This window comes from uncultured Halorubrum sp. (assembly GCF_937146585.1).
Taxonomy (GTDB): domain Archaea; phylum Halobacteriota; class Halobacteria; order Halobacteriales; family Haloferacaceae; genus Halorubrum; species Halorubrum miltondacostae.
In genome coordinates this window covers 26663-47348 of the sequence record NZ_CAKZRO010000140.1, presented here as the reverse complement: position 1 = coordinate 47348, position 20686 = coordinate 26663, and the positions used below count along the sequence as shown (strand labels likewise).

Genomic DNA, 20686 nt, shown 5'->3' with positions numbered 1-20686 from the left:
CGGCCCGCCGCTACCCCCCTTCTGCGGCGAGCTCGCCGACCTCGCGGCGCTCGCCGTCGGGGTCGTCGTCCTCGTACTTGTACACGACGCCGTCCTCCTCGTCGGCCGTCGCCTTGTGCGACCCGTCACAGAGCGGCTTCGCGTCCGACAGGCCGCACCGACAGACGAAGATCAGGCCGTCGTCGCCCTTGTCGTCGTCGTCGAGCACCGCCGGGCCCCGCTCCTCGTGCGTGACTTCGCGTGCCATGAGAGCGAGTCGGACCGCCGACCGAATACCGTTTGGGGCGCGAACCGCGCCGGCGAGGCGGCTCGCCCGCCGCAACCCCCTTGCCCGTGGGGCGCGTATCGGTGGTATGAGCGAGACAGGCGAGCGCGACCCGGCGGAGCTGACCGACGAAGAGTGGCGCGAGCGACTCTCCGACGAGGAGTACCGCGTGCTGCGCGAGAGCGGCACGGAGGCGAAGTTCTCCGGCGAGTACGTCGACCACCACCCCGACGACGGGGAGTACGAGTGTCGCGCCTGCGGCACCGTCCTGTTCGAGGCCGAGACGAAGTTCGAGTCCGGCTGCGGCTGGCCCGCGTTCTACGCCGCCGAGGAGGAGTCGGTGACGACGACGGTCGACACCAGCCACGGGATGCGCCGCACCGAGGTCCGCTGCGCGAACTGCGACTCGCACCTCGGACACGTGTTCGACGACGGCCCCGAGCCCACGGGGAAGCGGTTCTGTATCAACTCGGTCGCGATGGAGTACGACGACGAGTGACCTGCCGCGACACGGCGCGTCGCAGGGTCACTCCGTACAGAGCGGGAGCCTGACGACGAAGACCGCGCCCTTCGGCTCGTTGTCCTCGACCCACACGTCCCCGCCGTAGATCTCGACGAGCGACCGGACGAGGTACAGCCCGATCCCCGCGCCGGGGCTGTCGAGGCCCTTCTCCCCCTTGCCGAACACCTCGTCGCGCTGGTCCTCGGGGATCCCGGGCCCGTTGTCGGCGACGCGGACCTCGGCGACGCCCTCGCCCTCGTCGACGGACGCCGACACCGTCACCGTCGGCGGGGCCTCGTCGTTGTGCTGGACCGCGTTCCGGAGGAGGTTGCGGAACACCGAGCTCAGCATCTCGTCGCCGACGACCTCGACCTCGGGGTACGAGCCCTCGACGGTGAAGACGGCCTCCGAGTACGCGGAGCGCACTTCCTCGACCTGCTGTGAGAGGACCCGGTCGAGCGCGACGCGGCTGGGTTCGGCGTCTTCCCGGAGCATCACCTCCGCGAGGTCGCGGACCGTCGTGGTGAGCGAGACGGCGCTCTGCGTGTTCCGCTTGATCACGTCCAGGTACTCTCGCCCCTCCTCGTCGACGTGCTCGTCGAGCAGCTCGGCGTACGCGCCGACGAGCTGGAGGTCGTTGCGGATGTCGTGTCGCATCACCTGGTTCAGCAGCTGGAGGTCGTCGCGCTGGCGCTTGAGGCGCTCCTCCGGGTCCGCCTTCTCGCCGCCGCCGAACCTCGCGTCGTCCCGGTCCGCTCGGGCCTCCTCCTCGTTCATACCGACGACGTAGGCGCGCCGGAGGTTTTAGATGTCGGTTGGGGGCGCGCGCCGGTCCGGCCCGTCTTCACATCCCCTCGTCGAGCAGCTCGCGGGCGACGATGTTCTTCTGGATCTCGGTGGTCCCCTCGTAGATCTGGGTGATCTTCGCGTCGCGGTAGAGCCGCTCGACGTCGTGGTCGTTGACGAAGCCGGCGCCGCCGTGGACCTGGACGGCCTCGTCGGCGACCTCGACCGCGGTCCGCGAGGCGAACTCCTTGGCCATCGACGCGAGCGCGGTCAGGTCGCCGGCCTCGTTGTCGACCGCCCACGCGGAGCGGTAGGTGAGCCAGCGGGCGGCCTCGGTGTTCGTGTGCATCTCCGCGAGCTTGTGTTTGATCGCCTGGAAGTCGGAGATGGAGCGGCCGAACTGCTCGCGCTCCTCGGCGTACTCCAGCGCGCGCTCGGCCGCGCCGCGGGCGATGCCGACGCCCTGCGCGGCGACCGCGGTGCGGGTCTCGTCGAAGAACTGCATGAGCTGGAGGAACCCCATCCCGCGCTGGCCGATGAGGTTCTCCTCGGGCACCCGCACGTCGTCGAAGCGAAGCTCCGCGGTGTCGCTCGCGCGGATGCCGAGCTTCCCGGTGATCTTGTCGCGGGTGAGCCCGTCGCGGTCGCCCTCGACGAGGATCTGCGAGTAGCCCGAGTAGCGGTCGTCGATGTCGGGGTCCGTCTCGCAGACGACGACGAAGTAGTCGGCGACGGTGCCGTTCGTGATCCACATCTTCGAGCCGTTTATCACCCACTCGTCGCCGTCCTTCTCGGCGCGCGTCGCGACCGAGGTCACGTCCGAGCCGGCCTGCGGCTCCGAGATGGCCGAGCCCATCACCGCGTCGCCCGCCGTCACCTCGGGCAGGACGCGCTCCTTCTGTTCCTCCGTGCCGAACTCCATCAGCGCCTCCGCGCCGAACCCGGCGCTGGAGATACAGAGGCCGATCCCCGGGTCGGCCGCGAACAGCTCCTCCGTGAGGATCGCGTTCTCCAGCGACGAGTAGCCGATCCCGCCGTACTCGACCGGCACGTGCGGCGCGAGCAGCCCCATGTCGGCGGCCTCGTCCATCACCTCGTGCGGGTACGCCTCGTCGACGTCGTACTCCGTGGCGACCGGCCGGATCTCCTCGTCGGCGAACTTCCGCACCTCCTCGCGTAGCTGTCGTTGCTCGTCGGTCAGTTGGAACTCCATACGGGGACGATCATGGTAATACGTGATAGTTGTTAGCGAACGCCGAACAATTGGCGACGAGTTGTCCGTTTACCTGAGGCGGGTCACGGCGCGAGCGCGACGGTCGGCCCGCGGCGCGGACCGATTCGGGACCGCGGCCTCAGCGTCCCTCGACGAACGTCGCGATCCGGTCGGTCGCCTCCTTCAGCTCGCGCATCGAGGTGGCGTACGAGACGCGGAGGTGGCCCTCGCCGCCCTCGCCGAACACGGAGCCGGGGACGACCGCGACGCCCTGCGCCTCCAGCAGTCCCTCCGCGAACGCCTCGTCGTCGCCGCCGCACTCGGGGAACGCGTAGAACGCGCCGCCGGGCTCGAACGTGTCGAGGCCCATCTCGTTGAACCGCGAGACGACCAGCCGCCGCCGGCGGTTGTACTCCTCGACCATCTCCGCGACCTCGTCGTCGCAACGGTCGAGGGCCTCGATGGCGGCGTACTGCGGCGTCGTCGGCGCGGACAGCATCGTGTACTGGTGGATCCGGTTCATCGCGTCGATGGCCTCGGTCGGCCCCAGCGCGTACCCGAGCCGGAGCCCGGTCATCGCGTACGCCTTCGAGAAGCCGTTGACGACGACGGTGCGCTCGCGCATCCCCGGCTGCGTCGCGACCGACGCGTGGTCCTCACCGTAGGTGAGCGCGGCGTATATCTCGTCGGCCACCACGCGGATCTCGTTGTCGCGACAGAACGCCGCGACCTCGGCGAGCTGTTCGTCGGTCATCGTCGCGCCCGTGGGGTTGTTCGGGTAACAGCACACAAGGAGGTCCGCCTCGGCCGCGCCCGCCGCTTCCAGCGACTCCCGGGTGAGCGCGAAGTCGTCCGCGGCGCGCGTGGGGACCGTCAGCCGCTCGCCGCCCGCCAGCTCGATCCCCGGTCCGTAGGAGATGTACGTCGGCTCGTGGACCGCCACGGTGTCGCCGGGGTCGACCAGCGCGCGGAACGCGAGGTCGACCGCCTCGCTCGCGCCGGTGGTGACGAGGACTTCCTCGGCCGGGTCGTACGACTGGTCGTAGCGCTCGTGATGGTCCGCGATCCGCTCGCGGAGCGCCGCCATGCCGCGGTTCGCGGTGTAGGAGGTCTTCCCCCGTTCGAGCGAGTCGATCGCGGCGGTGCGCGCGCTCCACGGCGCGGAGAAGTCGGGCTCGCCGACCCCGAGCGAGATGACGTCGTCGCGCGCCTCCGCGAGCTCGAAGAACTTCCGGATCCCCGACTCGGGGAGGGTGCGCGCGCGGTCCGAGATCCTCATGGCGACACGGAGAGGCGGTCGTCGTCGTCCCCGTCCTCGAACCGGATCCCGCCGTCCTTGTACGTCTCCATGATGTAGTGGGTCACCGTCTGGGTGACCGCCGGCATCGGCGCGACCTGCTCGGAGATGAACTCGGAGACGTCCTGCATGTTCTCGCCGAGCACCTCGACGGCGAAGTCGTAGTCGCCCGAGACGAGGTGTAAGGCGTCGACCGCGGGGAACTTCGCGATGCGGTCCGCCACCTGCTCGTAGCCCGTTTCGCGGTCGAGTTCGACGTTGATCTCGACGACTGCGCGGATCTTCCCCTCGTCGACGCGGTCCCAGTCGACGACCGCCTGGTAGCCGTGGACGACGCCGTCCGCCTCCAGCGCGTCGATCGCGTCCGCTACCGCCGCCGCGTCGAGGCCCGTCTGGGCCGCGATGTCGTCGATGTCCTCGCGGGCGTTCCGCGCCAACACGTCGAGTACCTCGCGCTCGGCGTCCATACCGTACGATTGCCCGGGGGCGGCTTATGAGTAGCGACGGGCGCAAGACGAGCGAGCGGCGGGCGACCGCGCCGCTCGCCGCCGACCGCCTCCCCTTCCGCCATCCCCACGGCTTTGGGCGTGGCGCGAGACGGAGCCACCATGGCTTCCCACACCAGCGGCGGACGCGACACGTTCGACATCGGCGGCGAGCTCACCGTCGACCGGCTCGGCTTCGGCGCGATGCGGGTGACCGGCGAGGACATCATCGGTCGCCCGGACGACGAGGCGGCGGCGAAGGCGGTCCTCCGGCGGGCGGTCGACCGCGGCGTCGACTTCGTCGACACCGCCGACTCCTACGGGCCGGGCGTCTCGGAGCGGCTCATCCGCGAGGCGCTCGGCGACCCCGACGACGTGGTGATCGCCTCGAAGGCCGGGCTGCTCCGCAACCGCGAGGGCGAGTGGCTCCCCCACGGCGACCCGGACTTCCTGAAGAACCAGGTGCTGTGTAGCCTCGACCGGCTCGGAACCGACACGATCGACCTCTACCAGTTCCACCGGCCCGACCCGGACACCGACTTCGAGGCGTCGGTCCACGCGTTCGCGGAGATGAAAGACGCCGGCCAGATCGCCCACGTCGGCCTCTCGAACGTCACCGTCGAGCAGCTGGAGACCGCGATGGAAATTGTCGACGTCGCGACGGTCCAGAACCGGTACAACGTCGGCCACCGCGACGACGAGGACGTGCTGCGCGCCTGCGAGGATCACGGCGTGGGCTTCATTCCGTGGGGGCCGATGTACGCGGTCCAGGAGGGGGAGTCCGCCGCGGTCACAGAGGAAGTCGCCGGGCGACGCGACGCAACGCCCCAGCAGGTCGCGCTCGCGTGGCTGCTCGATCACTCCGACGTGACGCTGCCGATCCCGGGGACGTCGAGCGTCGACCACCTGGAGTCGAACCTCGCGGCCGCTGACCTCTCGCTGACCGACGAGGACCGAGCCGCGCTCGACGCCGTCGACCCGCAGTAGAGAAGTCGGGCGGCGGTCCGCCCGGGCCGTCACTCGACTGTCTCGATCCCGGCCATCTCGGCGACCTTCAGCGCGGTCGCGACGTTGAACGCGAGCCCCAGCGGCGCGGCGACGACCGCCGCGAGCAGGCCGCCGACCGGGCCGATGCGGGCGACGAGGCTGAGGGGAACGGAACAGAGCGCCGTGACGAACGCGACGGAGAGGAAGAACCCGATCGGCCGGTGCTGTCGGACGAGGTCGCGGGCGCGACCGAGGGCGGACCCGACGCCGCGGTCCTCCAAGACGAGGACGTACACCGTCGGGAAGTAGAGGTACGAGAGCACCAGCGCGGCGAGTATCGCCGCCACGAACAGCGGCGGCACGATCACCAGCGGGAGGAAGGCGGCCGCCAGCGCGAGGACGACGAGCGCCTCCAGCGTCACCGTCCGGGCGCCGAACCGGCGGACGTTCGCGACGAAGTCGAACCGACCGGTTGTGACGCCGTCGGCGATGCTCCCGAAGTAGCCCGCGCTCAGGAGCCCCGAGACGAGGACGTACGCACCGAGCAGGGGGACGAGGAGCGTGAGCGGCTCCAGCGTCCCGAACGGGAGCGACACGGACAGCCCGCCCCCGCGCGGCGCCTCGAGGAAGTTCCAGACGTCGTACCGGTAGACGGGGAACGACGCGCGGACCGAGACGCCGTCCGTCCGCGACACCGCGAGCAGGTCGCGGACCCGCAGGAGCGCCGTCGCGAGCGGGACCAACGCGAGCGGGAGCAGCCGACCGACGTGGCGGGCCGTCCGTGCGACGAGCGGTTCGGTCCGGGGGGGCTCGCGGTCGGGCGGGTCGCGGGAGGGCTCGGCCATGGCTGTGCGTCTCGCCCGGGACGCAAAAGTGTGCGTGAGGGCGGGGCGGTTCGCACGGGGCGCTACCGGCCCTCGCGAGCTACTCGTCGAACGGGTTCGTCAGCTCGACCGTCTCCTCGCGGTCGGGGCCGACGCCGACGGCGTAGATCGGGGTGTCGATCTCGTCGGCGAGGAACGCCAGGTAGTCGCGGGCCGCCTCGGGGAGCGCGTCGTAGCCCGCCTCGGCGACAGCCGAGGAGTCGAACGGCTCCCACGTGTCGAGCGTCTCGTACACCGGCTCGCAGCGCTCCCAGCGGTCCGTGGTGGTGGGCACGGTGTCCAGCTCCTCCCCGTCCAGCTCGTAGCCCGTACACACCTTCAGCTCGTCGAGTCCGGCGAGCACGTCGACGTGGTTGACCGCGACGCCGGTGAACCCGGAGACGCGCGCGGCGTGGCGGAGCATCGGCAGGTCGAGCCAGCCGATCCGGCGGGGGCGGCCGGTGACCGTGCCGAACTCGCCGCCTTTCTCGCGGATCTCGTCGGCGAGCGCCTCCTCGTCGGCGTCGCCGTCGAGCTCGGTCGGGAGGGGCCCCTCGCCGACCCGCGAGAGGTACGCCTTCACGATGCCGACGACCTCGCCGTCGCCGACCCTCGTGACGCCGAGCCCGGAGCCGACGGCCGCGCCGCCCGCGGTCGGGTTCGACGAGGTGACGAACGGGTAGTTCCCGTGATCGACGTCGATGTGCGTCCCCTGCGCGCCCTCGAAGAGGATCTCGTCGCCCGCCTCGAAGCGGCGGTGGAGGTAGTCGGAGGAGTTGACGGTCATCCCCTCGTCGGCGAGGCGCTCGCCGATCGCGGCGAACTCCTCGTGGAGCGCGTCGACGTCGAAGGCGGCCGCGCGGTCGTCGTCGTCGAGTTCGAGCCCGTACACGTCCTCGACGAGCGCGCGCTTCTGGGGGACCGCGTACTCGAGCTTCTCGCGGAGCGTGTCGGGGTCGAGCAGGTCAGCGATCCGGACCCCGCGCCGCCCGGCCTTGTCCTCGTAGGTGGGGCCGATGCCGCGTCCGGTGGTGCCGACCGCGTCGCCGGCGTCGTCGTCGGCCTTGACCTCCTCTTCGATCCCGTCTAACACGCGGTGGTACGGCATGATGACGTGCGCCCGGCGGGCGACGCGCACGTCGGGGTCGAGCCCGCGCTCGCGCAGGTCGTCGATCTCGGTGAACAACGTCTTCGGGTTGACGACGCAGCCGTTGCCGAGGATGCCCACGGTCCCCCGGACCGCGCCGCTCGGGACCAACGAGAGCTTGTACTCCGCGCCGCCTTCGACGACGGTGTGGCCGGCGTTGTCGCCGCCCTGATAACGGACTACGACGTCCGCGTCCCCTCCCCACCGGTCGACGAGCGCGCCCTTGCCCTCGTCACCGAGCTGGGAGCCGACGATGGTGAGTGTCATACGACCTGCCGGTTCCCGGCGGGGGGTAAAACCGATTACGGTCTGCGACGGCGAGACCACCACGGACGTGGATCGGAAAACGCTCCGGTAACTGCGAATACGCTCGTTCGTGTATTCTGCGCCGCGGTCTCCTCGGCCGGTCGCTCACTGCCGGCTCCGCTCCGCTCTGGGCGCGGCCGGGCGGCTTGCGATCGAACACGTTAACTACTGCCACGTCAAAGCGTGCGTTCGAGCGATTCTCGGCGGCCGTCGACAGCAACTTTTAAACGGGGGCATGACGAGTTAACATGTGGCATGATAGACCGACTAGAGAAAGAGGTAGACATGCTCGAACGTCACCTCCAAGTCCTGCGGATGGTCATCGAGAACGAGCCGATCGGCATCGTGAAGATGTCGAACGAGACCGGTTACCCCCATCACAAGGTGCGGTACTCCCTGCGCGTCCTCGAGGAGGAGAACCTCATCGAACCCTCCAGCCAGGGCGCCATCACCACCGAGCGCACCCACGAGTTCGTCGACGAGCTCGACGAGAAGCTCGACGAGACGGTCGACAAGCTCGGCTCCATGCGTATCGACGACGCAGCGGAACTCGAGAACTGACCGGGATTCCGATTTCGCCCGCCGACGTACCTGCCGCGTTTTCCCTCGCCGCCTAGCCCTCGTCGTCGCGCTCAGAGGTCGGGGACCGTCATGTGGAACCCGCCGTCGCGCGCCTCGACGAGGCACAGGTGGAACCCCCGCTTGCGCGAGAGCTTCACGAAGCTCGCCCGCTTCGAGCGGCTGAACAGGCCGCCGCCGACCGCGTCGCTCGCGGTCTCCAACGCGCCCGGCTCGAAGAAGCTCTCCGTCACCGCGAACGCCCCCGCGAACGTCTCGTTCGAACTCGCGATGTCGCGCCCGTTCTCCACGAGCGACTCCAGCGTCCCCTCCGCCGTCGGGTCCCGGCTGTCGTTCAGGTCGGCGACGAACAGGGGGTGCCCCATGCGGTCGCGCAAGACGAGGTCGAACGCGCGCTGCTCGCGGACCTCCTCGCCCCCCTCGCGGAGTTCGACGGACACCGTGCCGCCGATCTCGGCGCGGTCGACCTCGGGGAGCGCGTCGTAGAGGTCGCGGAGGATCCCCTCGTTGCCGGTGCCGCGGACCTCGAACGGGAGGTCCTCGACGAGCCAGCGCGTGAAGCCGTACTCGATGGTGCCCTCGAGGAACTCGTCGAACGACCGGCCCTCCACCGCGAGGCCGTCGGTCTCGAAGCTCGTGTGGTGTTCGACGCGGAGGTTCTCCCGGAGCGCCTCTCGGTCGGTGCTCCCGTCGTGCGCGTCCTCGAGGGTCGCGCCCTCCTTCGAGTCGTACCGGATGAACAGGTTCGTGCCGTTCCGCGCCTCCGCGGGCGTGAGCGTCCGCTCGGCGTCCGGCAGCCGCTCCTTCGCCTCCGAGAGCTCCCGGCGGAGCCGGTCGCGCTCGTCTCTGAGCTCGTCGACCTCAGACTCGAGCCGCTCGACCGCGTCGGCCAGTTCGTCGCGCTCGGTGGCGACCTCGTCGCGCTCGGCCGCCAGGCGGTCCCGCTCGTCCGCGAGCGACCGGCGCTCGGTCTCGGCCTCCTCCAGCGCCGCCTCCAGCTTCCGGAGCCGCTCGGGGTCGGCGTCGGTCCCCTGCCCGCGCGCGTCGCGCTTCGAGACCGCCGACGGGTTCGAGGCGGACCGCGCGGTCGAGCGCGGCGACGGCGACCCGCCGTTCGAAGCCGACTCGCCGCCCTCGCCTCGGCCGCGGTCGCTCCCCGGCCGAGACCGCTGTGTGGATCCGGCTCGTCGGTCGTCGCCGCGGGGCTCCCCGCCCGCCTCGGACGGGTCGAGCGCCGGGATCGACTTCTGTTCCCGCCACTCGGCCTCCTCGGAGAAGACGTCCTCCGAGTCCGGCGCGTCGGCGGCGTCGACCTTCGCGCTCGACGCGTCCGCGGAGTCCGTCTCCGCGGAGTCCGTCTCCGCGGCGTCCGAGCCGGGCGCTCCGCGGGATCCGCTCGCCGACCGCTCCCGCCGGTCTGAGGTGGCCGGGTCCGCGGTCTCGGCCTCCGCGGCGTCGGCGTCTCCGATCCGAACCGCGTCGGGCGTCGAGCCGTCCTCCGATTCGGCGGCCTCTCCGCCCGGGTCGGCGTCGGCGTGATCGTCCGCGGCCGCCCCCGAACCGACCGCCGGCGGCTCGCCCCTGCTCGTCGACGCGCGGGAGCCGTCGTCTCGGCCGGCGTCCGGCGCGGGGTCGACTGGGTCCGGTGTCCTGTCGGCGTCGTCTCCGGCCGGCTCGTCGGGACCGTCCGTCTCGTCTCCCGACGCTTCGTCTCCGGTCGGATCGTCGTCCGCGTCGGCGACGGCGACCGAGTCGGTCCCTCCGGCCCGGTCTGCGGCGTTGCTCGCGTCGTCGCCGTCTGGGAGCGGGCGGACGTCGAGGTCGACCTCGTACACCGTGTAGATGCCGACCTCGTCGGCCGCGAGCCCGAAGGCGTCGTCGCCGGTCTCCAGGCGGCGCGCGTTGCCCACGTACGCCGCCGCCATCGACTCGCCGCCCGTGTAGGCCACGTAGTAGTCGCCGGAGAGGACGTTCTCCGACAGCTCGATGTAGCCGGTGAACCCGCCCTGCGAGAGCTTCCTGTCGGCCTCCTTCAGCGGCGTATCGTTGGTGTAGTACTTCGCCCGCGGCTCGCCGCCGAGCTCCTGCATGGCGAACAGCACCGGGAGCGCCTCGTCGGGGGCCCGGTAGACGGTCCCCGAGGCGTCCGCGAAGGCGTCGAGCGTCCCGTCGACGACCCCGACGACGCGCCCGTCGGCGAAGAACAGCCACCCCGTCCCGTCGGTCGCCGCGCCCGAGAACCCGTCGCCGACGACCTGCCGGAGGCCCGCGAACCCGTCGGAGAACGAGCGGTCGTCCCACTCGGCGATCGCTTCCCTTCGCTGTGCGTCCATATTTGGGTGTACCTCGCCAACACCGACCCAAATACCTTCCGGACCGTGAGACGGCCGTCTGACGCCGCGACTCGCGGTTCGGCTCCGCCGCTCGCCGGTGCGGCCTGGCGCCCCGGACGACTCCTCGTTCAGCGGTCGTCGACGGCGGCGATCGCCTCCCGCCCGAGGTCGACGACGTCGTCCGGGAGGTCGCTCGCCGCGAGCTCCGAGGGGGTGTACCAGCGCCAGCGCGCCGGGTCGACCTCGTCGTCGCCGTCGGGGGCGATCTCCCGGGAGTCGACCCGGGCGTAGTAGAGGTGGTCGACGTGCTGGTGGCCCACCGACCCGTCCTCGTGGACGTTGATGTCGTGGAGCATGAGGTGGGCCGGCTCGGGGAGCCCGCGGGTGTTCGGGCCCGTGATCTCCGACTCGGCGGCGACGAGGTCGGGGTCGAGCCCCGTCTCCTCTCGGACCTCGCGGCGCGCGGCCTCGTGCGGCAGTTCGTCGCGGTCGACGTGCCCGCCGGGCGGCAGCCGGATCCCGAGCCGCTCGTGTTCGTGAAGCGCCGTCGCCCCGTCGTTGACGATGTACGTCGTCGCCGTGAAGTGGCGCGTCGTCTCCATGTCCGCGGGTGGCGACGCGTCGCCTTCGCGGTTTCGGCTCGGGCTGGTGCCGAGACGACGCGGGACCGATTCAGGAAGAGTGCGTCAGTTCAGCGCGACCGAGTCCTCGGCCTCAAGGAGCTCGTGGTACCGGTTCCGGATGGTGACCTCGCTGATGTTCGCGACCTCGCTGACCTCGCTCTGGGTCACCTTCTCGTTGACGAGCAGCGACGCGGCGTAGACGGCGGCCGCGGCGAGGCCGACCGGCGACTTGCCCGAGTGGATCCCCTGTTCCTTCGCGGTGTTCAGGAGGCTGCGGGCCCGCCGCTCGGCCTCGTCGGAGAGGCCGAGGTCGGAGGCGAACCGAGGCACGTAGCTCTCGGGGTCCGCGGGCTGGATCTCCAGCTTGAGTTCGCGGACGACGTAGCGGTACGTCCGGGCGATCTCGTCTTTCTCGACGCGGGAGACGCCGGCGATCTCGTCGAGGCTCCGCGGCGTGCCCGCCTGCCGGGCGGCGGCGTACAGCGAGGCCGTCGAGACGCCCTCGATGGAGCGGCCCGGGAGCAGGTCTTCGTCGAGCGCGCGGCGGTAGATGACGGAGGCGGTCTCGCGGACGTTGTCCGGGAGGCCGAGCGCGCTGGCCATGCGGTCGATCTCGCCGAGCGCCTGCTTCAGGTTGCGCTCCTTGGAGTCGCGGGTGCGGAACCGCTCGTTCCACGTCCGGAGTCGCTGCATGCGGCGCCGCTGTCGGCCGGACAACGACTTGCCGTAGGCGTCTTTGTCCTGCCAGCCGATGTTCGTCGAGAGCCCCTTGTCGTGCATCATGTTCGTCGTCGGGGCTCCGACCCGCGACTTGTTGTCCTTCTCTTTGGAGTCGAACGCGCGCCACTCCGGCCCGCGGTCGATCTCGTCCTCCTCGACGACGAGCCCGCAGTCGACACAGACGGTCTCGCCGTGTTCCGTGTCGGTCGCGAGCTGGCCGCCGCACTCTGGACATCGCAGCTCTTCCTCCTCGCTTTCCGACTCGGTCTCGCGCTCGTCGTCGACGTTCTCGGTCGTGTACGTTCGAAGGTTCTCGCTCATTGGTTTTGTGCTGGAGGGAAAGACGAAACCGAGGGACGGATCTCGGTGTTCTCCTCACCGTCAGGTAAGTGACCCAAATACTTAAATGTTCGCGTGTCTGGCGTCGCGTTGACACGGCCGATAACGACGTGTAGAACCCTGTAAAACTCGGTATTAGTGAGCGGCCGAGAGAGCCAGCGCTCAGGGCGGTCGTGACGGCGATCGCGCGGCATATGATATATAGGCGTTTCGCGAGCGTGGGCGACGGCGTTCGGGGCGACCGGTCCGCCCGTCAGTCCCCGGCCGCGAGCGTCGCGCCCGCACCGGCGAGAAAGCCGAGGACGACGCCCAGTCCGGTCACCAGTAGCAGGGTCGCGGCGAGGTCGGGACCGGCGGTGACGCCGGCGACCTCAGACGCCGGGAGCCCGTCGCCGTCGGAGATCGGTGCCGTGCCGTCGGTCGCGTGTCGCGACAGCGGCACGCGAGAGACCGCCCGCAACGCGAGCATCGTCGGGAGGTATCCGAGCGTCGCGCCCACGCCGGTCGCGGCGCCGGCGAGCGGGTCGTCGATGCCGAGGTATCGGACGGCGGCCGCGGCGCCGAGACCGAAGGTCAGGGGAACCGCGCGGAGCGGCCACAGCGCGGCGTCCGACTGTATCAGCGGGTGCCCGAAAGTGACGAGGTTCGACAGCCCGGGGCCCGTCCGGGTCTGGACCCAGTGCGCGTCGAAGAGGAACCAGATCGACCCCTCGAGCGCGGATATCGGTCCGCCGACCATCCAGTGGGCGACGTCCGAGTCCCCCGGCGACACGCCGGCGACCGCGAGTCCGACCCGGGTGAGCGCCAGTCCGAGCAGCGCCGCGCCGACCCCGCAGGCGACGGCGACCGGCAGCCAGCGAGGCGGGAGATTGAGGAGCGAACGGAGGGTAGTATTATCCTCAGCCGACATTGCAACGCCCGCATTCCGACGTGAGCCGTATATGCCTTGTCTCGCGCCGGCCTCGAAGGGGCCCTCCTCGTCCGGCCGGTTCCGCGAGGACAACCGCTTTGAGCGTCGCCCGAGCAGGGAGAGGTGTGAACCGAACCCGACTCGACGACCACTTGGCCGACCTCGATGCGGACGGCTTCCTGCTCGACGCCTCGCAGGAGGACGCAAACCAGCTGTACCTCTCCGGGTTCACCGGACCCGACCCGTTCCTCACGCTGTATGCGGACGGCGAGGTCCACCTCCTCGTCAGCGGGCTGGAGTACGGCCGCGCGCAGACCGAGGCGACGGCGGATACGGTGGAGCGCCACGCCGACTACGACTACGAGTACGGCGGCCGCGAGGAGCGCACCGACATGTACGCCGCGTTCCTCCGCGACAAGGGCGTCGAGTCCGTCTCGATGCCGCCGCGCGGCCCGATCGGCACCGCGGACGCCCTCCGCGAGCGGGGTATCGAGGTGGCCGTCGACGCCGACGACCGTCTTCAGGAGGTCCGGGCGGTCAAGACCGACGAAGAGGTCGACGCGATCCGGGACGCCCAGAAGGCGAACGAGGCGGCGATGCGCGCTGCGGAGGACCTGATCGCCGGCGCGGACGTGGCGACCGAGGCCGACGACGCGGAGGCAGGCGTCCTGCTCCGCGACGGGGAGCCGCTCACGAGCGAGCGGGTGACCGAGGAGATCGAGGTCACGCTCCTCCGGCACGGCTGCGCGCTCGACGAGACGATCGTCGCCGGCGGCGCGCAGGCCGCGGACCCCCACGACCGCGGCTCGGGCCCGCTCCGGGCGAACGAGGCGATCATCGTCGACATCTTCCCGCGGTCGAAGGCGACGAAGTACAACGCCGACATGACGCGGACGTTCTGCGTCGGCGAGCCGAGCGAGACCCTCCGCGAGTGGTACGACCTCACCGAGCGGGCCCTGGACGCCGCGCTCGACGCGGTCGAGCCCGGGGCGACGGGCGAGGACGTCCACGCCGCCGCCTGCGAGGTGTACGAGGAGGCCGGCGAGCCCACGTTCCGCACCGACCCCGACACGGAGACCGGCTTCATCCACTCGACCGGGCACGGCATCGGCCTCGACGTCCACGAGTCGCCGCGGCTCGCGAACGGCGGGGGAGAGCTGGAGCCGGGACACGTGATCACCGTCGAACCCGGCCTCTACGACCCCGACGTGGGGGGCGTCCGGATCGAGGACCTCGTCGTCGTCACCGAGGGCGGGTACGAGAACCTCACCGACTACCCGGTCCGGTTCGCGGCGGAGTGAGTCCCCGGCTCGTCTGACCGCGACCGGAAGCCGCTTTGACGCGTGTCCGGTACGGCGACCGTGAACTGGCGGTACGAACACACGGCGCTCGCGCTCTGTACGCTCGCGTTCACCGGCACGATGGTGGCGCGGCTGGTCGTCAGCCCGCTGGTCCCGGAGATCACCGCGGAGTTCGACGTGACCAACGGGACCGTCGGGCTCGCGCTCAGCGGGATGTGGCTCACCTACGCGCTGGCGCAGTTCCCCTCCGGCGTCCTCGGCGACCGCTTCGGCGAGCGCCGCGTCATCCTCGCCGCGGTGGGCGCGACCGCGGTCGCGTCGGTGCTCCTCGCCGCGTCCCCGTCGATCCTCGCCTTCGGACTGTTCGCGGCCGCGCTCGGCGTGGGGGCCGGGCTCCACTACTCCGTCGCGACGACGTTCCTGACGCGGCAGTTCGACGACACCGGTCGCGCCATCGGCGTCCACGTCGCCGGCGGACCGCTGGCCGGGCTCGCCGCGCCGCCGGCGGCCGCGCTGGTCGGGTCGCGCTACGGCTGGCGCGCCGGCGTCCTCCTCGGGGCCGCGGTGGCGGTGCCCGTGTTCGCGCTGTTCGCGTGGCGGGTCAGACCGACCGAGCCGCTCCGGCCCGACCAGCCGATGGGCGAGCGGTTCGCGGTCGGTCCGCTCGCCGAGCTGCTGTCGCGGCCGCGGATCCTCTACACGACCGCGCTGGCGACGATGGGCGCGTTCACGTGGCAGGCGACCGCCTCCTTCCTCCCGACGTTCCTCGAGGTCGGCACGGGCCTGTCGAGCGCGCTGTCGGCGCTGCTGTTCTCGGCGTACTTCCTCGTCCACGGCGGCACCCAACCGGTCACCGGGTCGATCTCCGACCGGATCGGCCGCGACGCCACCGCGATGGTGACGATGGCCGCCGGCGTCCTCGGCTACGGGGGGCTCGTCGCGGCCGCGGCGCTGGACCTCGGACTGCCGGTCACCGTCGGCGCCGTCGGGCTCGTGGGGCTCGCGATGTCGTGGGGCGCGCCGATCCAGTCGCGGTTCATGGACCTGCTCTCCGACGCCGAGCGCGGTGCCGGCTTCGGGCTCGTCCGGACCGCGTACATGGTGACCGGGGCCTCAGGCAGCGTCGTCGTCGGCAGCGTCTCCGACGCCGCGGGCTGGGCGGTCGCCTTCGGCCTGCTGGCCTGCGTGATGGCGCTCGGACTGGCGACGCTGACGGCGAACCGGCTGCTGGACCTGGGGTACTGATCTCCGCGGGACGCTACGCGAACGCCGGGAGGCGGTCCTCGTACCCCGCCTCGCGAGCCGCCTCGGTCAGTGATTGGACGAGGTCGAACTTGGCGTTCGTGTACGCCTCCATGTCGTCCGGGTGTTCGGCGGCCGCCTCGCGCTTGACCCGGGCGTACTCCTCGCGGGCGTCGGGGTGGTCGGTGAGGTACTCCCGGAACAGGAGGATCGGTCGCCACTGGTCCGCGTCGACGGTGTGCATCCGCACCGCGACGACGTGATCCGGCTCCCGCCGCAGCGCGACGACCGTGTCGTCGGCGTCGTGTTCCCGTTCGAACTCCCCGTCGGTGAGCCGGTCGGCGGCGGCGCGCATACCCGCAGCGCTGTCGTACACGGGCATCACGTCCAAGACCGGCTTCCCCGGGACGCCCGCGATAGCGGTGCTGCCGACGTGGAACACGTCGCATAGCCGGTCGTCCGAGGCGTCCGCCACGCGGTCGCGCACGGATGCGAACCGGTCGTCCCACACGGGATCGGGCTCGAGGGACAGTCCGTCTTCCTTCGGGTCCATTGGTCACCAACCGCTAACCGGCCCACGCGGAAAAATATATCCCTGAAATGAAATTATACTCTCGCTTACTATTTCGAGCGTAACGCGGATATATCTTTTGCCGGAGCCGGATCGCCGACTCCGTCCGGCGGACCGGTCGGCGGCGCGGTTCGCCGAGTCGGCGACTCGGCAGGGTCGAGAAAATTTCGGCGGCGAGGCAGGTTCGGCGTCGAGGCGGGTTCGGCAGCGAAAAGGCGTCAGAGCCGGTCGTCTTCGAGGCTGCCGGGGTCTTCCGCGGTGTCGAACATGTTGTTCTCCGCGCCGTCAAGCATCTCGTCGCGGGGCTCCTCGTCGACGACGGTCACGTTGTACGCCTCGATGCCGGACGCGATGAGGTCCTCGGCGGCCTGCTCCTCGGAGACGAACTCCTGTTCCGCCAGCTGCTGAAACTCCGCGTACACGTCGTCCGAGAGGTTCAGTTCGAATGTGGGCATACCCCTCGTTCCGACCGGACGCTTTTAAATCGTTCCCTCGGGCAGCTCCGGGACGGCCCCCGGGAGCGAGGGCGGTGATTGGGCTCCTCGGTCCGCCGGGGCCGGGTGGCTCGATACGCGGCACCTGTGCCCCCGCGAGGGCGCTCCGCGAGTCACTCGGGAAGTGAACCCTGATCATATACGTCTACCGTTCTACGTACCGGTGTGTCCGGTCCGTGTCTCCGAGCGGGGACGAGAGTCGACCACCGCCAACTCGGGAGGGAGCGAACGTATGTCCAGTGAGGCGACGGACTGGTCCGATCGGCTACACCGCTCACGGACCGCGTTGACGCTGTACTTCCGGCGGCTGCTGTCGCCCCCGCTCCCGGGAGACGGACTGCTGTTGTTCGGGTTCTTCGAGGGGGTACTCGGGTGGGGGCTCTCCTGGGCGTTTAGCCGCGATCCGAGCCTCGCCCCGTTTGGATTGATCCAGTCGATCGTCGGCGTCTGGGCCGTGTTGACCGTCGGGATCGTCATCTTCGGCGTGACCTACACCACGCCGACCGTGCGCCGCAACCGCGTCTGGGTGGTCTGGGGAGGGTTGAACCTCGCTGCGACGCTCGTCAACCTCGCCGCCCTCCTCGAGGTCGTCCCGTCCGGCGCGGTACGGTACGCGTACTGGCACCCGTGGCTGGCGGTGATCGGAATCGGCTATCTCGTGACGGCGTTGTACGACTGGGAGAGCCCGCAGATACGGCGGCAAGAGCGGATCGTCTACGCCGCGACGGGCGTGGCGACACTCGGTCTCCTCGCGGGGAGCCTCGGCCCCCTGCGCGCGTTCGTCACGCTACACATCTTCGCGATCGGCGCGGCCGCTCACCTCGTTCCGATCGGCCACGACGTGCTCGCCGACGCGGTGCTCATCGCCCGGCGGCAGTGACGCGACCACCGCGGTTCCGACGACGGAGAACGGACCCCGAGGGCTTACGAATATGTACGACACGATCCTCTTTCCGACGGACGGTAGCGAAGCGACGATCGGCGCCGCGGAACACGCGTTCAGTCACGCCGAGCGGTACGACGCGTCGATACACGTCCTCTCTATCGTCGAGGTCGCCGGCGGCCTCGGCACCGCCGGTCGAGAGCGGGCGGCGCTCGACGAGAGACGTGACGAGCGCGCCTCGGCCGCCGAGCGGATCGTCTCGGAGACCGAACCGGACGGAGTCGAGACGACGATCGCGGTTGAGTTCGGGAGCCCCGCGAGGGTGATCACCGAGTACGTCGACCGGAACGCGATCGACCTCGTGGTGATGAGTACGAAGGGGCGAAGCGGAGCGGAACGGATCGTCTTCGGCAGCATCACAGACGAGGTCGTCCGCCGCGCGGACGCACCCGTACTCGCGGTTCGGCGATGAGGCGTCGGTCGGTGACCCCGACGCTCAGAGGTCGCTCCACGCGCCGAGGAACCGCTGGACCGCGGTCAGGTGGCCGACGACGGCGAACAGCGCGAGCAGGAGGCCAACGACGTTGAGCCCGGCGACGATCGGTGCGGAGTATATCGCGGCGACGACGCCCACGACGCCGATCAGCGCGAGCCGGTCGGCCCGGCCGAGGAGCCCGCCGTACTCGCGGCCGATGCCGACGGCCTGGATCTGCGTGCCGAGGTAGGAGGTGAGGAGGACGCCGGTGACGGCGGCGAAGCCGAGCGCGTACGCCCCCACCCCCGCCGTGAGCCCGGCGATGACCGCCACGTCGGCGTAGCGGTCGAGGACGTGGTCGAGGAAGTCGCCGCCGTCGGAGGCGATCCCCTGGTGGCGCGCGAGCGCCCCGTCGACGAGGTCGAGCCACCCGTTGAGGAGGACGAGCAGCGCGCCGGCCGCGTAGAGGGCCGTCGATCCGGCGGCGAACGCCCCGGCGGCCCCGACCGCGACGAGGAAGGCGATCACGCTCACCTGGTCGGGCGAGAGCCCGAGCCTGTCGGCCGCGGACACCCACGGGCCGAGCAGGCGGTCGGCCACCGAGCGATACTGGTCGAGGGTCATCTACCGTCTCGACCGTCTCGACCGGCTCATATATAATCGATGAAGTCCACGGTGCCGGCGCTCGGCTCGCGCTCCCCCTCCGCCGCCGCCCGGATCGCGTCGGCGACCGCCTCGGGGTCCCGGTCGGTGGCGTCCACCTCGTAGACGTTCTCCGCGCCGTGCTCGGCGACCGCCTCGGAGAGGATCACGTCGAGCGCCTCGCTCTCGGCGTTCTCGGCTGCGGTCTCCGCGGACTCGCCGCGCGCTTCGAGGCGCGATTCGATCGCTTCGGGGTGACAGCGCAACACGACCACGCGGTCGACGTCGAACCGGTGCGCGAGGTGCGAGTCGAGGATCCCCGACCAGTCGCCGAGTTCCTCGCGGACCGCGTCGAGGTCCGCGACGAGCGTGTCGCGGTCGTCGTCGCGCTCGGTCCAGAGGCCGTCGTCCGACTTGATCCGGTCGTTGAGATGGATCACGTCGTACTCTCCCTCGAGCAGCGCCGTCGCGGTCGTCTTCCCGGTCCCGGGCGTGCCCGTGACGGCGACGCACTCGGCGGGGCCGCGGCCAGGGGTCGTGTCGTCGTCGGCCCCCGCCGTCACGCCCGAACACCGAGTCCGAGGTCCGCCAGCGTCTCGTTGAGCAGCGCCACCGCCTCGCGGGTCTCCTCGCGGGTCCCCGTCGAGATCCGGACGTGTTCGGGGAGCCCGAACGAGGTGCAGTCGCGGATGATCACGCCGCGTTCCTGGGCCGCCTCGGCGACGCGCTCGCCGTCGCCGACCGCGGCGAGAACGAAGTTCCCCGCGGAGTCGACGGTGGGCGCGTCGAGCTCGTCCGCGATGTACTCGCGGGCCCAGCTGGCGGACTCGACCGACTGCTCGACGTGCCCCTCGTCGTCGAGCGCGGCGAGGGCGGCCCGGCAGGCGAGCTCGTTGGCCGCGAACGGCGTGTTGACGCGGGCGTACGCCTCGCCCCACGCCTCGGGGACGACGCTGTATCCGATCCGGAGCCCGGCGAGCCCGTACGCCTTCGAGAAGGTGCGAAGGACCGCCACGTCGTCGCGCTCGTCGGCGAGCGGGATCGCGCTGTCGACGTCCGAGAACTCCCCGTACGCCTCGTCGACGACGACCAGCGTCTCCGGCGCGGTCGCGTCCGCGATCGCCTCGACCTCGTCGAGCGGCATCGTCGAGCCCGAGGGGTTGTGCGGCGAGGTGACGTAGACGATCCGCTCGCCGCCGTAGGCGGACAGCACCGTCTCCGCGTCCTGCGCGAAGCCGTCGGCGGTCGAGAGCTCGTACTCGGTCACCTCGCCGTGGTGGTACCGCGAGGACATCGCGTAGTAGGCGAAGCCCGGGCTCGGCACCAGCACCTCGTCGCCCGGCTCCAGCGCGGCCCGTGAGAGGTAGTCGATCGAGCCGTCGGCGCCGGGGGAGACCCACACCTGTTCGTCACCGATCCCCCACTTCTCGGCGATCTTCGCGGTGAGGTCCGTGTGCGAGGACTTCGGGTACTGGTTCACGCGGTCGGCGTGGTCGCGAATGGCCTCGACGGCCGCCGGGCTCGGGCCGTGCGGGTTCTCGTTCGATGAGAGCTTGATGAGGTCGTCGGGGTCGATCCCGCGCTCGCGGGCGACCTCCTCGACGCCCCGCCCGGGCACGTACGGCGAGTGATCGGAGAGATCCCGTGGTCGCATGCCAGACGGTCGGGGGCGGTCGGGCTTAAGGGTGGTCTTGACGGACGCCGGTCACGGCGCTCCCGGGTC

General features: G+C 70.8%; 23 protein-coding genes. 7 read left to right on the top strand and 16 right to left on the bottom strand.

The features are described 5' to 3' along the window. Nucleotides 1-10 precede the first annotated feature (10 nt). Nucleotides 11-247, bottom strand: a complete 237-nt coding sequence (locus Q0116_RS11380) for a CDGSH iron-sulfur domain-containing protein (RefSeq protein ID WP_297888277.1) — start codon at nt 245-247, stop codon at nt 11-13. 106 nt (nt 248-353) lie between these two features. Here Q0116_RS11380 and msrB point away from each other — a divergent pair, with 106 nt between their 5' ends. Further along, a complete protein-coding gene (msrB, locus tag Q0116_RS11375) occupies nt 354-764 on the top strand; it encodes a peptide-methionine (R)-S-oxide reductase MsrB (protein ID WP_297888276.1) in 411 nt (136 codons plus the stop codon). Nucleotides 765-791: 27 nt separating this feature from the next. Here the strand turns inward: msrB and Q0116_RS11370 are convergent, their stop codons facing one another. The 4 genes from Q0116_RS11370 to Q0116_RS11355 all read right to left on the bottom strand — a co-directional run bounded on the left by Q0116_RS11370 (nt 792) and on the right by Q0116_RS11355 (nt 4530). After that, complete coding sequence (locus tag Q0116_RS11370) at nt 792-1544, bottom strand: sensor histidine kinase KdpD (RefSeq protein WP_297888274.1); 753 nt, start codon at nt 1542-1544, stop codon at nt 792-794. 67 nt (nt 1545-1611) lie between these two features. Further along, nucleotides 1612-2766, bottom strand: a complete 1155-nt coding sequence (locus Q0116_RS11365; protein WP_297888272.1) for an acyl-CoA dehydrogenase family protein — start codon at nt 2764-2766, stop codon at nt 1612-1614. A 139-nt stretch (nt 2767-2905) separates the two neighbouring features. Beyond that, entirely contained in the window at nt 2906-4045 is a 1140-nt protein-coding gene (locus Q0116_RS11360; RefSeq protein ID WP_297888270.1) for a pyridoxal phosphate-dependent aminotransferase, read from the bottom strand. Continuing rightward, a complete protein-coding gene (locus Q0116_RS11355; protein WP_006113643.1) occupies nt 4042-4530 on the bottom strand; it encodes an Lrp/AsnC family transcriptional regulator in 489 nt (162 codons plus the stop codon). The genes Q0116_RS11360 and Q0116_RS11355 overlap by 4 nt, the downstream gene beginning before the upstream one ends. A 141-nt stretch (nt 4531-4671) precedes the next feature. Between Q0116_RS11355 and Q0116_RS11350 the strand changes: the two genes are divergently transcribed. Then, nucleotides 4672-5535 (top strand): aldo/keto reductase, encoded by an 864-nt coding sequence (locus Q0116_RS11350; RefSeq protein ID WP_297888265.1) that lies wholly within the window; start codon nt 4672-4674, stop codon nt 5533-5535. Nucleotides 5536-5564: 29 nt separating this feature from the next. On the opposite strand, the gene Q0116_RS11345 is transcribed toward Q0116_RS11350, so the two are convergent. Beyond that, a complete protein-coding gene (locus Q0116_RS11345) occupies nt 5565-6380 on the bottom strand; it encodes a hypothetical protein (protein ID WP_297888263.1) in 816 nt (271 codons plus the stop codon). A gap of 79 nt (nt 6381-6459) precedes the next feature. Continuing rightward, nucleotides 6460-7812 (bottom strand): adenylosuccinate synthase, encoded by a 1353-nt coding sequence (locus Q0116_RS11340; RefSeq protein WP_297888260.1) that lies wholly within the window; start codon nt 7810-7812, stop codon nt 6460-6462. Nucleotides 7813-8106: 294 nt separating this feature from the next. Here Q0116_RS11340 and Q0116_RS11335 point away from each other — a divergent pair, with 294 nt between their 5' ends. Further along, nucleotides 8107-8412 carry a hypothetical protein gene (locus Q0116_RS11335; protein WP_004045854.1) on the top strand — a complete coding sequence of 102 codons (306 nt, stop codon included), beginning with the start codon at nt 8107-8109 and terminating at the stop codon, nt 8410-8412. Nucleotides 8413-8483: 71 nt separating this feature from the next. Here the strand turns inward: Q0116_RS11335 and Q0116_RS11330 are convergent, their stop codons facing one another. From Q0116_RS11330 to Q0116_RS11315, 4 genes are all read right to left on the bottom strand, one after another. After that, nucleotides 8484-10763, bottom strand: coding sequence for a hypothetical protein (locus tag Q0116_RS11330; RefSeq protein ID WP_297888246.1), 2280 nt, complete (start codon nt 10761-10763; stop codon nt 8484-8486). Between the two features lie 128 nt (nt 10764-10891). Beyond that, nucleotides 10892-11365: an NUDIX hydrolase gene (locus Q0116_RS11325; protein ID WP_297888243.1), complete on the bottom strand. Its 474-nt coding sequence runs from the start codon at nt 11363-11365 to the stop codon at nt 10892-10894. Between the two features lie 84 nt (nt 11366-11449). Beyond that, nucleotides 11450-12427 (bottom strand): transcription initiation factor IIB family protein, encoded by a 978-nt coding sequence (locus Q0116_RS11320; RefSeq protein WP_297888240.1) that lies wholly within the window; start codon nt 12425-12427, stop codon nt 11450-11452. Nucleotides 12428-12698: 271 nt separating this feature from the next. Next, the gene (locus tag Q0116_RS11315) at nt 12699-13355 is read right to left on the bottom strand and encodes a hypothetical protein (protein WP_297888237.1); all 657 of its coding nucleotides are present in this window, start codon (nt 13353-13355) and stop codon (nt 12699-12701) included. 125 nt (nt 13356-13480) lie between these two features. On the opposite strand from Q0116_RS11315, the gene Q0116_RS11310 reads away from it, so the two are divergent. Both Q0116_RS11310 and Q0116_RS11305 read left to right on the top strand, forming a co-directional pair. Continuing rightward, nucleotides 13481-14656 carry a Xaa-Pro peptidase family protein gene (locus Q0116_RS11310; protein ID WP_297888234.1) on the top strand — a complete coding sequence of 392 codons (1176 nt, stop codon included), beginning with the start codon at nt 13481-13483 and terminating at the stop codon, nt 14654-14656. A gap of 60 nt (nt 14657-14716) precedes the next feature. Continuing rightward, nucleotides 14717-15901, top strand: a complete 1185-nt coding sequence (locus Q0116_RS11305; protein WP_297888231.1) for an MFS transporter — start codon at nt 14717-14719, stop codon at nt 15899-15901. 13 nt (nt 15902-15914) lie between these two features. Here Q0116_RS11305 and Q0116_RS11300 read toward each other — a convergent pair whose 3' ends face one another. Together Q0116_RS11300 and Q0116_RS11295 are read right to left on the bottom strand one after the other, a co-directional pair. Then, a complete protein-coding gene (locus Q0116_RS11300) occupies nt 15915-16451 on the bottom strand; it encodes a GrpB family protein (protein ID WP_297888227.1) in 537 nt (178 codons plus the stop codon). A gap of 236 nt (nt 16452-16687) precedes the next feature. Next, nucleotides 16688-16924: a hypothetical protein gene (locus Q0116_RS11295; RefSeq protein WP_006113632.1), complete on the bottom strand. Its 237-nt coding sequence runs from the start codon at nt 16922-16924 to the stop codon at nt 16688-16690. A 271-nt stretch (nt 16925-17195) separates the two neighbouring features. Between Q0116_RS11295 and Q0116_RS11290 the strand changes: the two genes are divergently transcribed. Both Q0116_RS11290 and Q0116_RS11285 read left to right on the top strand, forming a co-directional pair. Then, entirely contained in the window at nt 17196-17843 is a 648-nt protein-coding gene (locus Q0116_RS11290) for a hypothetical protein (RefSeq protein WP_297888223.1), read from the top strand. Between the two features lie 52 nt (nt 17844-17895). After that, nucleotides 17896-18318 carry a universal stress protein gene (locus Q0116_RS11285; RefSeq protein WP_297888220.1) on the top strand — a complete coding sequence of 141 codons (423 nt, stop codon included), beginning with the start codon at nt 17896-17898 and terminating at the stop codon, nt 18316-18318. A 24-nt stretch (nt 18319-18342) separates the two neighbouring features. On the opposite strand, the gene Q0116_RS11280 is transcribed toward Q0116_RS11285, so the two are convergent. The 3 genes from Q0116_RS11280 to hisC are packed head-to-tail and all read right to left on the bottom strand — an operon-like array spanning nt 18343 to nt 20617. Continuing rightward, entirely contained in the window at nt 18343-18945 is a 603-nt protein-coding gene (locus Q0116_RS11280; protein ID WP_297888216.1) for a CDP-alcohol phosphatidyltransferase family protein, read from the bottom strand. A 26-nt stretch (nt 18946-18971) separates the two neighbouring features. Next, on the bottom strand, nt 18972-19526 hold the full coding sequence (locus tag Q0116_RS11275) for an adenylate kinase family protein (protein WP_297888213.1): 555 nt from the start codon (nt 19524-19526) through the stop codon (nt 18972-18974). Continuing rightward, nucleotides 19523-20617: a histidinol-phosphate transaminase gene (hisC, locus tag Q0116_RS11270; protein WP_297888210.1), complete on the bottom strand. Its 1095-nt coding sequence runs from the start codon at nt 20615-20617 to the stop codon at nt 19523-19525. Before hisC ends, Q0116_RS11275 begins: the two co-directional genes overlap by 4 nt. Nucleotides 20618-20686: the final 69 nt, after the last annotated feature.

What these genes read in the sequence shown, in the direction of transcription:
- Q0116_RS11325 (WP_297888243.1), bottom strand. Translation starts at nt 11,365, where the DNA reads ATGGAGACGACGCGCCACTTCACGGCGACGACGTACATCGTCAACGAC.
- Q0116_RS11345 (WP_297888263.1), bottom strand. Translation starts at nt 6,380, where the DNA reads ATGGCCGAGCCCTCCCGCGACCCGCCCGACCGCGAGCCCCCCCGGACC.
- Q0116_RS11365 (WP_297888272.1), bottom strand. Translation starts at nt 2,766, where the DNA reads ATGGAGTTCCAACTGACCGACGAGCAACGACAGCTACGCGAGGAGGTG.
- Q0116_RS11300 (WP_297888227.1), bottom strand. Translation starts at nt 16,451, where the DNA reads ATGGACCCGAAGGAAGACGGACTGTCCCTCGAGCCCGATCCCGTGTGG.
- Q0116_RS11285 (WP_297888220.1), top strand. Translation starts at nt 17,896, where the DNA reads ATGTACGACACGATCCTCTTTCCGACGGACGGTAGCGAAGCGACGATC.
- Q0116_RS11330 (WP_297888246.1), bottom strand. Translation starts at nt 10,763, where the DNA reads ATGGACGCACAGCGAAGGGAAGCGATCGCCGAGTGGGACGACCGCTCG.
- Q0116_RS11295 (WP_006113632.1), bottom strand. Translation starts at nt 16,924, where the DNA reads ATGCCCACATTCGAACTGAACCTCTCGGACGACGTGTACGCGGAGTTT.
- Q0116_RS11340 (WP_297888260.1), bottom strand. Translation starts at nt 7,812, where the DNA reads ATGACACTCACCATCGTCGGCTCCCAGCTCGGTGACGAGGGCAAGGGC.
- Q0116_RS11280 (WP_297888216.1), bottom strand. Translation starts at nt 18,945, where the DNA reads ATGACCCTCGACCAGTATCGCTCGGTGGCCGACCGCCTGCTCGGCCCG.
- Q0116_RS11355 (WP_006113643.1), bottom strand. Translation starts at nt 4,530, where the DNA reads ATGGACGCCGAGCGCGAGGTACTCGACGTGTTGGCGCGGAACGCCCGC.
- Q0116_RS11335 (WP_004045854.1), top strand. Translation starts at nt 8,107, where the DNA reads ATGATAGACCGACTAGAGAAAGAGGTAGACATGCTCGAACGTCACCTC.
- Q0116_RS11350 (WP_297888265.1), top strand. Translation starts at nt 4,672, where the DNA reads ATGGCTTCCCACACCAGCGGCGGACGCGACACGTTCGACATCGGCGGC.
- Q0116_RS11290 (WP_297888223.1), top strand. Translation starts at nt 17,196, where the DNA reads ATGTCCAGTGAGGCGACGGACTGGTCCGATCGGCTACACCGCTCACGG.
- msrB (WP_297888276.1), top strand. Translation starts at nt 354, where the DNA reads ATGAGCGAGACAGGCGAGCGCGACCCGGCGGAGCTGACCGACGAAGAG.
- Q0116_RS11320 (WP_297888240.1), bottom strand. Translation starts at nt 12,427, where the DNA reads ATGAGCGAGAACCTTCGAACGTACACGACCGAGAACGTCGACGACGAG.
- Q0116_RS11360 (WP_297888270.1), bottom strand. Translation starts at nt 4,045, where the DNA reads ATGAGGATCTCGGACCGCGCGCGCACCCTCCCCGAGTCGGGGATCCGG.
- Q0116_RS11380 (WP_297888277.1), bottom strand. Translation starts at nt 247, where the DNA reads ATGGCACGCGAAGTCACGCACGAGGAGCGGGGCCCGGCGGTGCTCGAC.
- Q0116_RS11315 (WP_297888237.1), bottom strand. Translation starts at nt 13,355, where the DNA reads ATGTCGGCTGAGGATAATACTACCCTCCGTTCGCTCCTCAATCTCCCG.
- hisC (WP_297888210.1), bottom strand. Translation starts at nt 20,617, where the DNA reads ATGCGACCACGGGATCTCTCCGATCACTCGCCGTACGTGCCCGGGCGG.
- Q0116_RS11370 (WP_297888274.1), bottom strand. Translation starts at nt 1,544, where the DNA reads ATGAACGAGGAGGAGGCCCGAGCGGACCGGGACGACGCGAGGTTCGGC.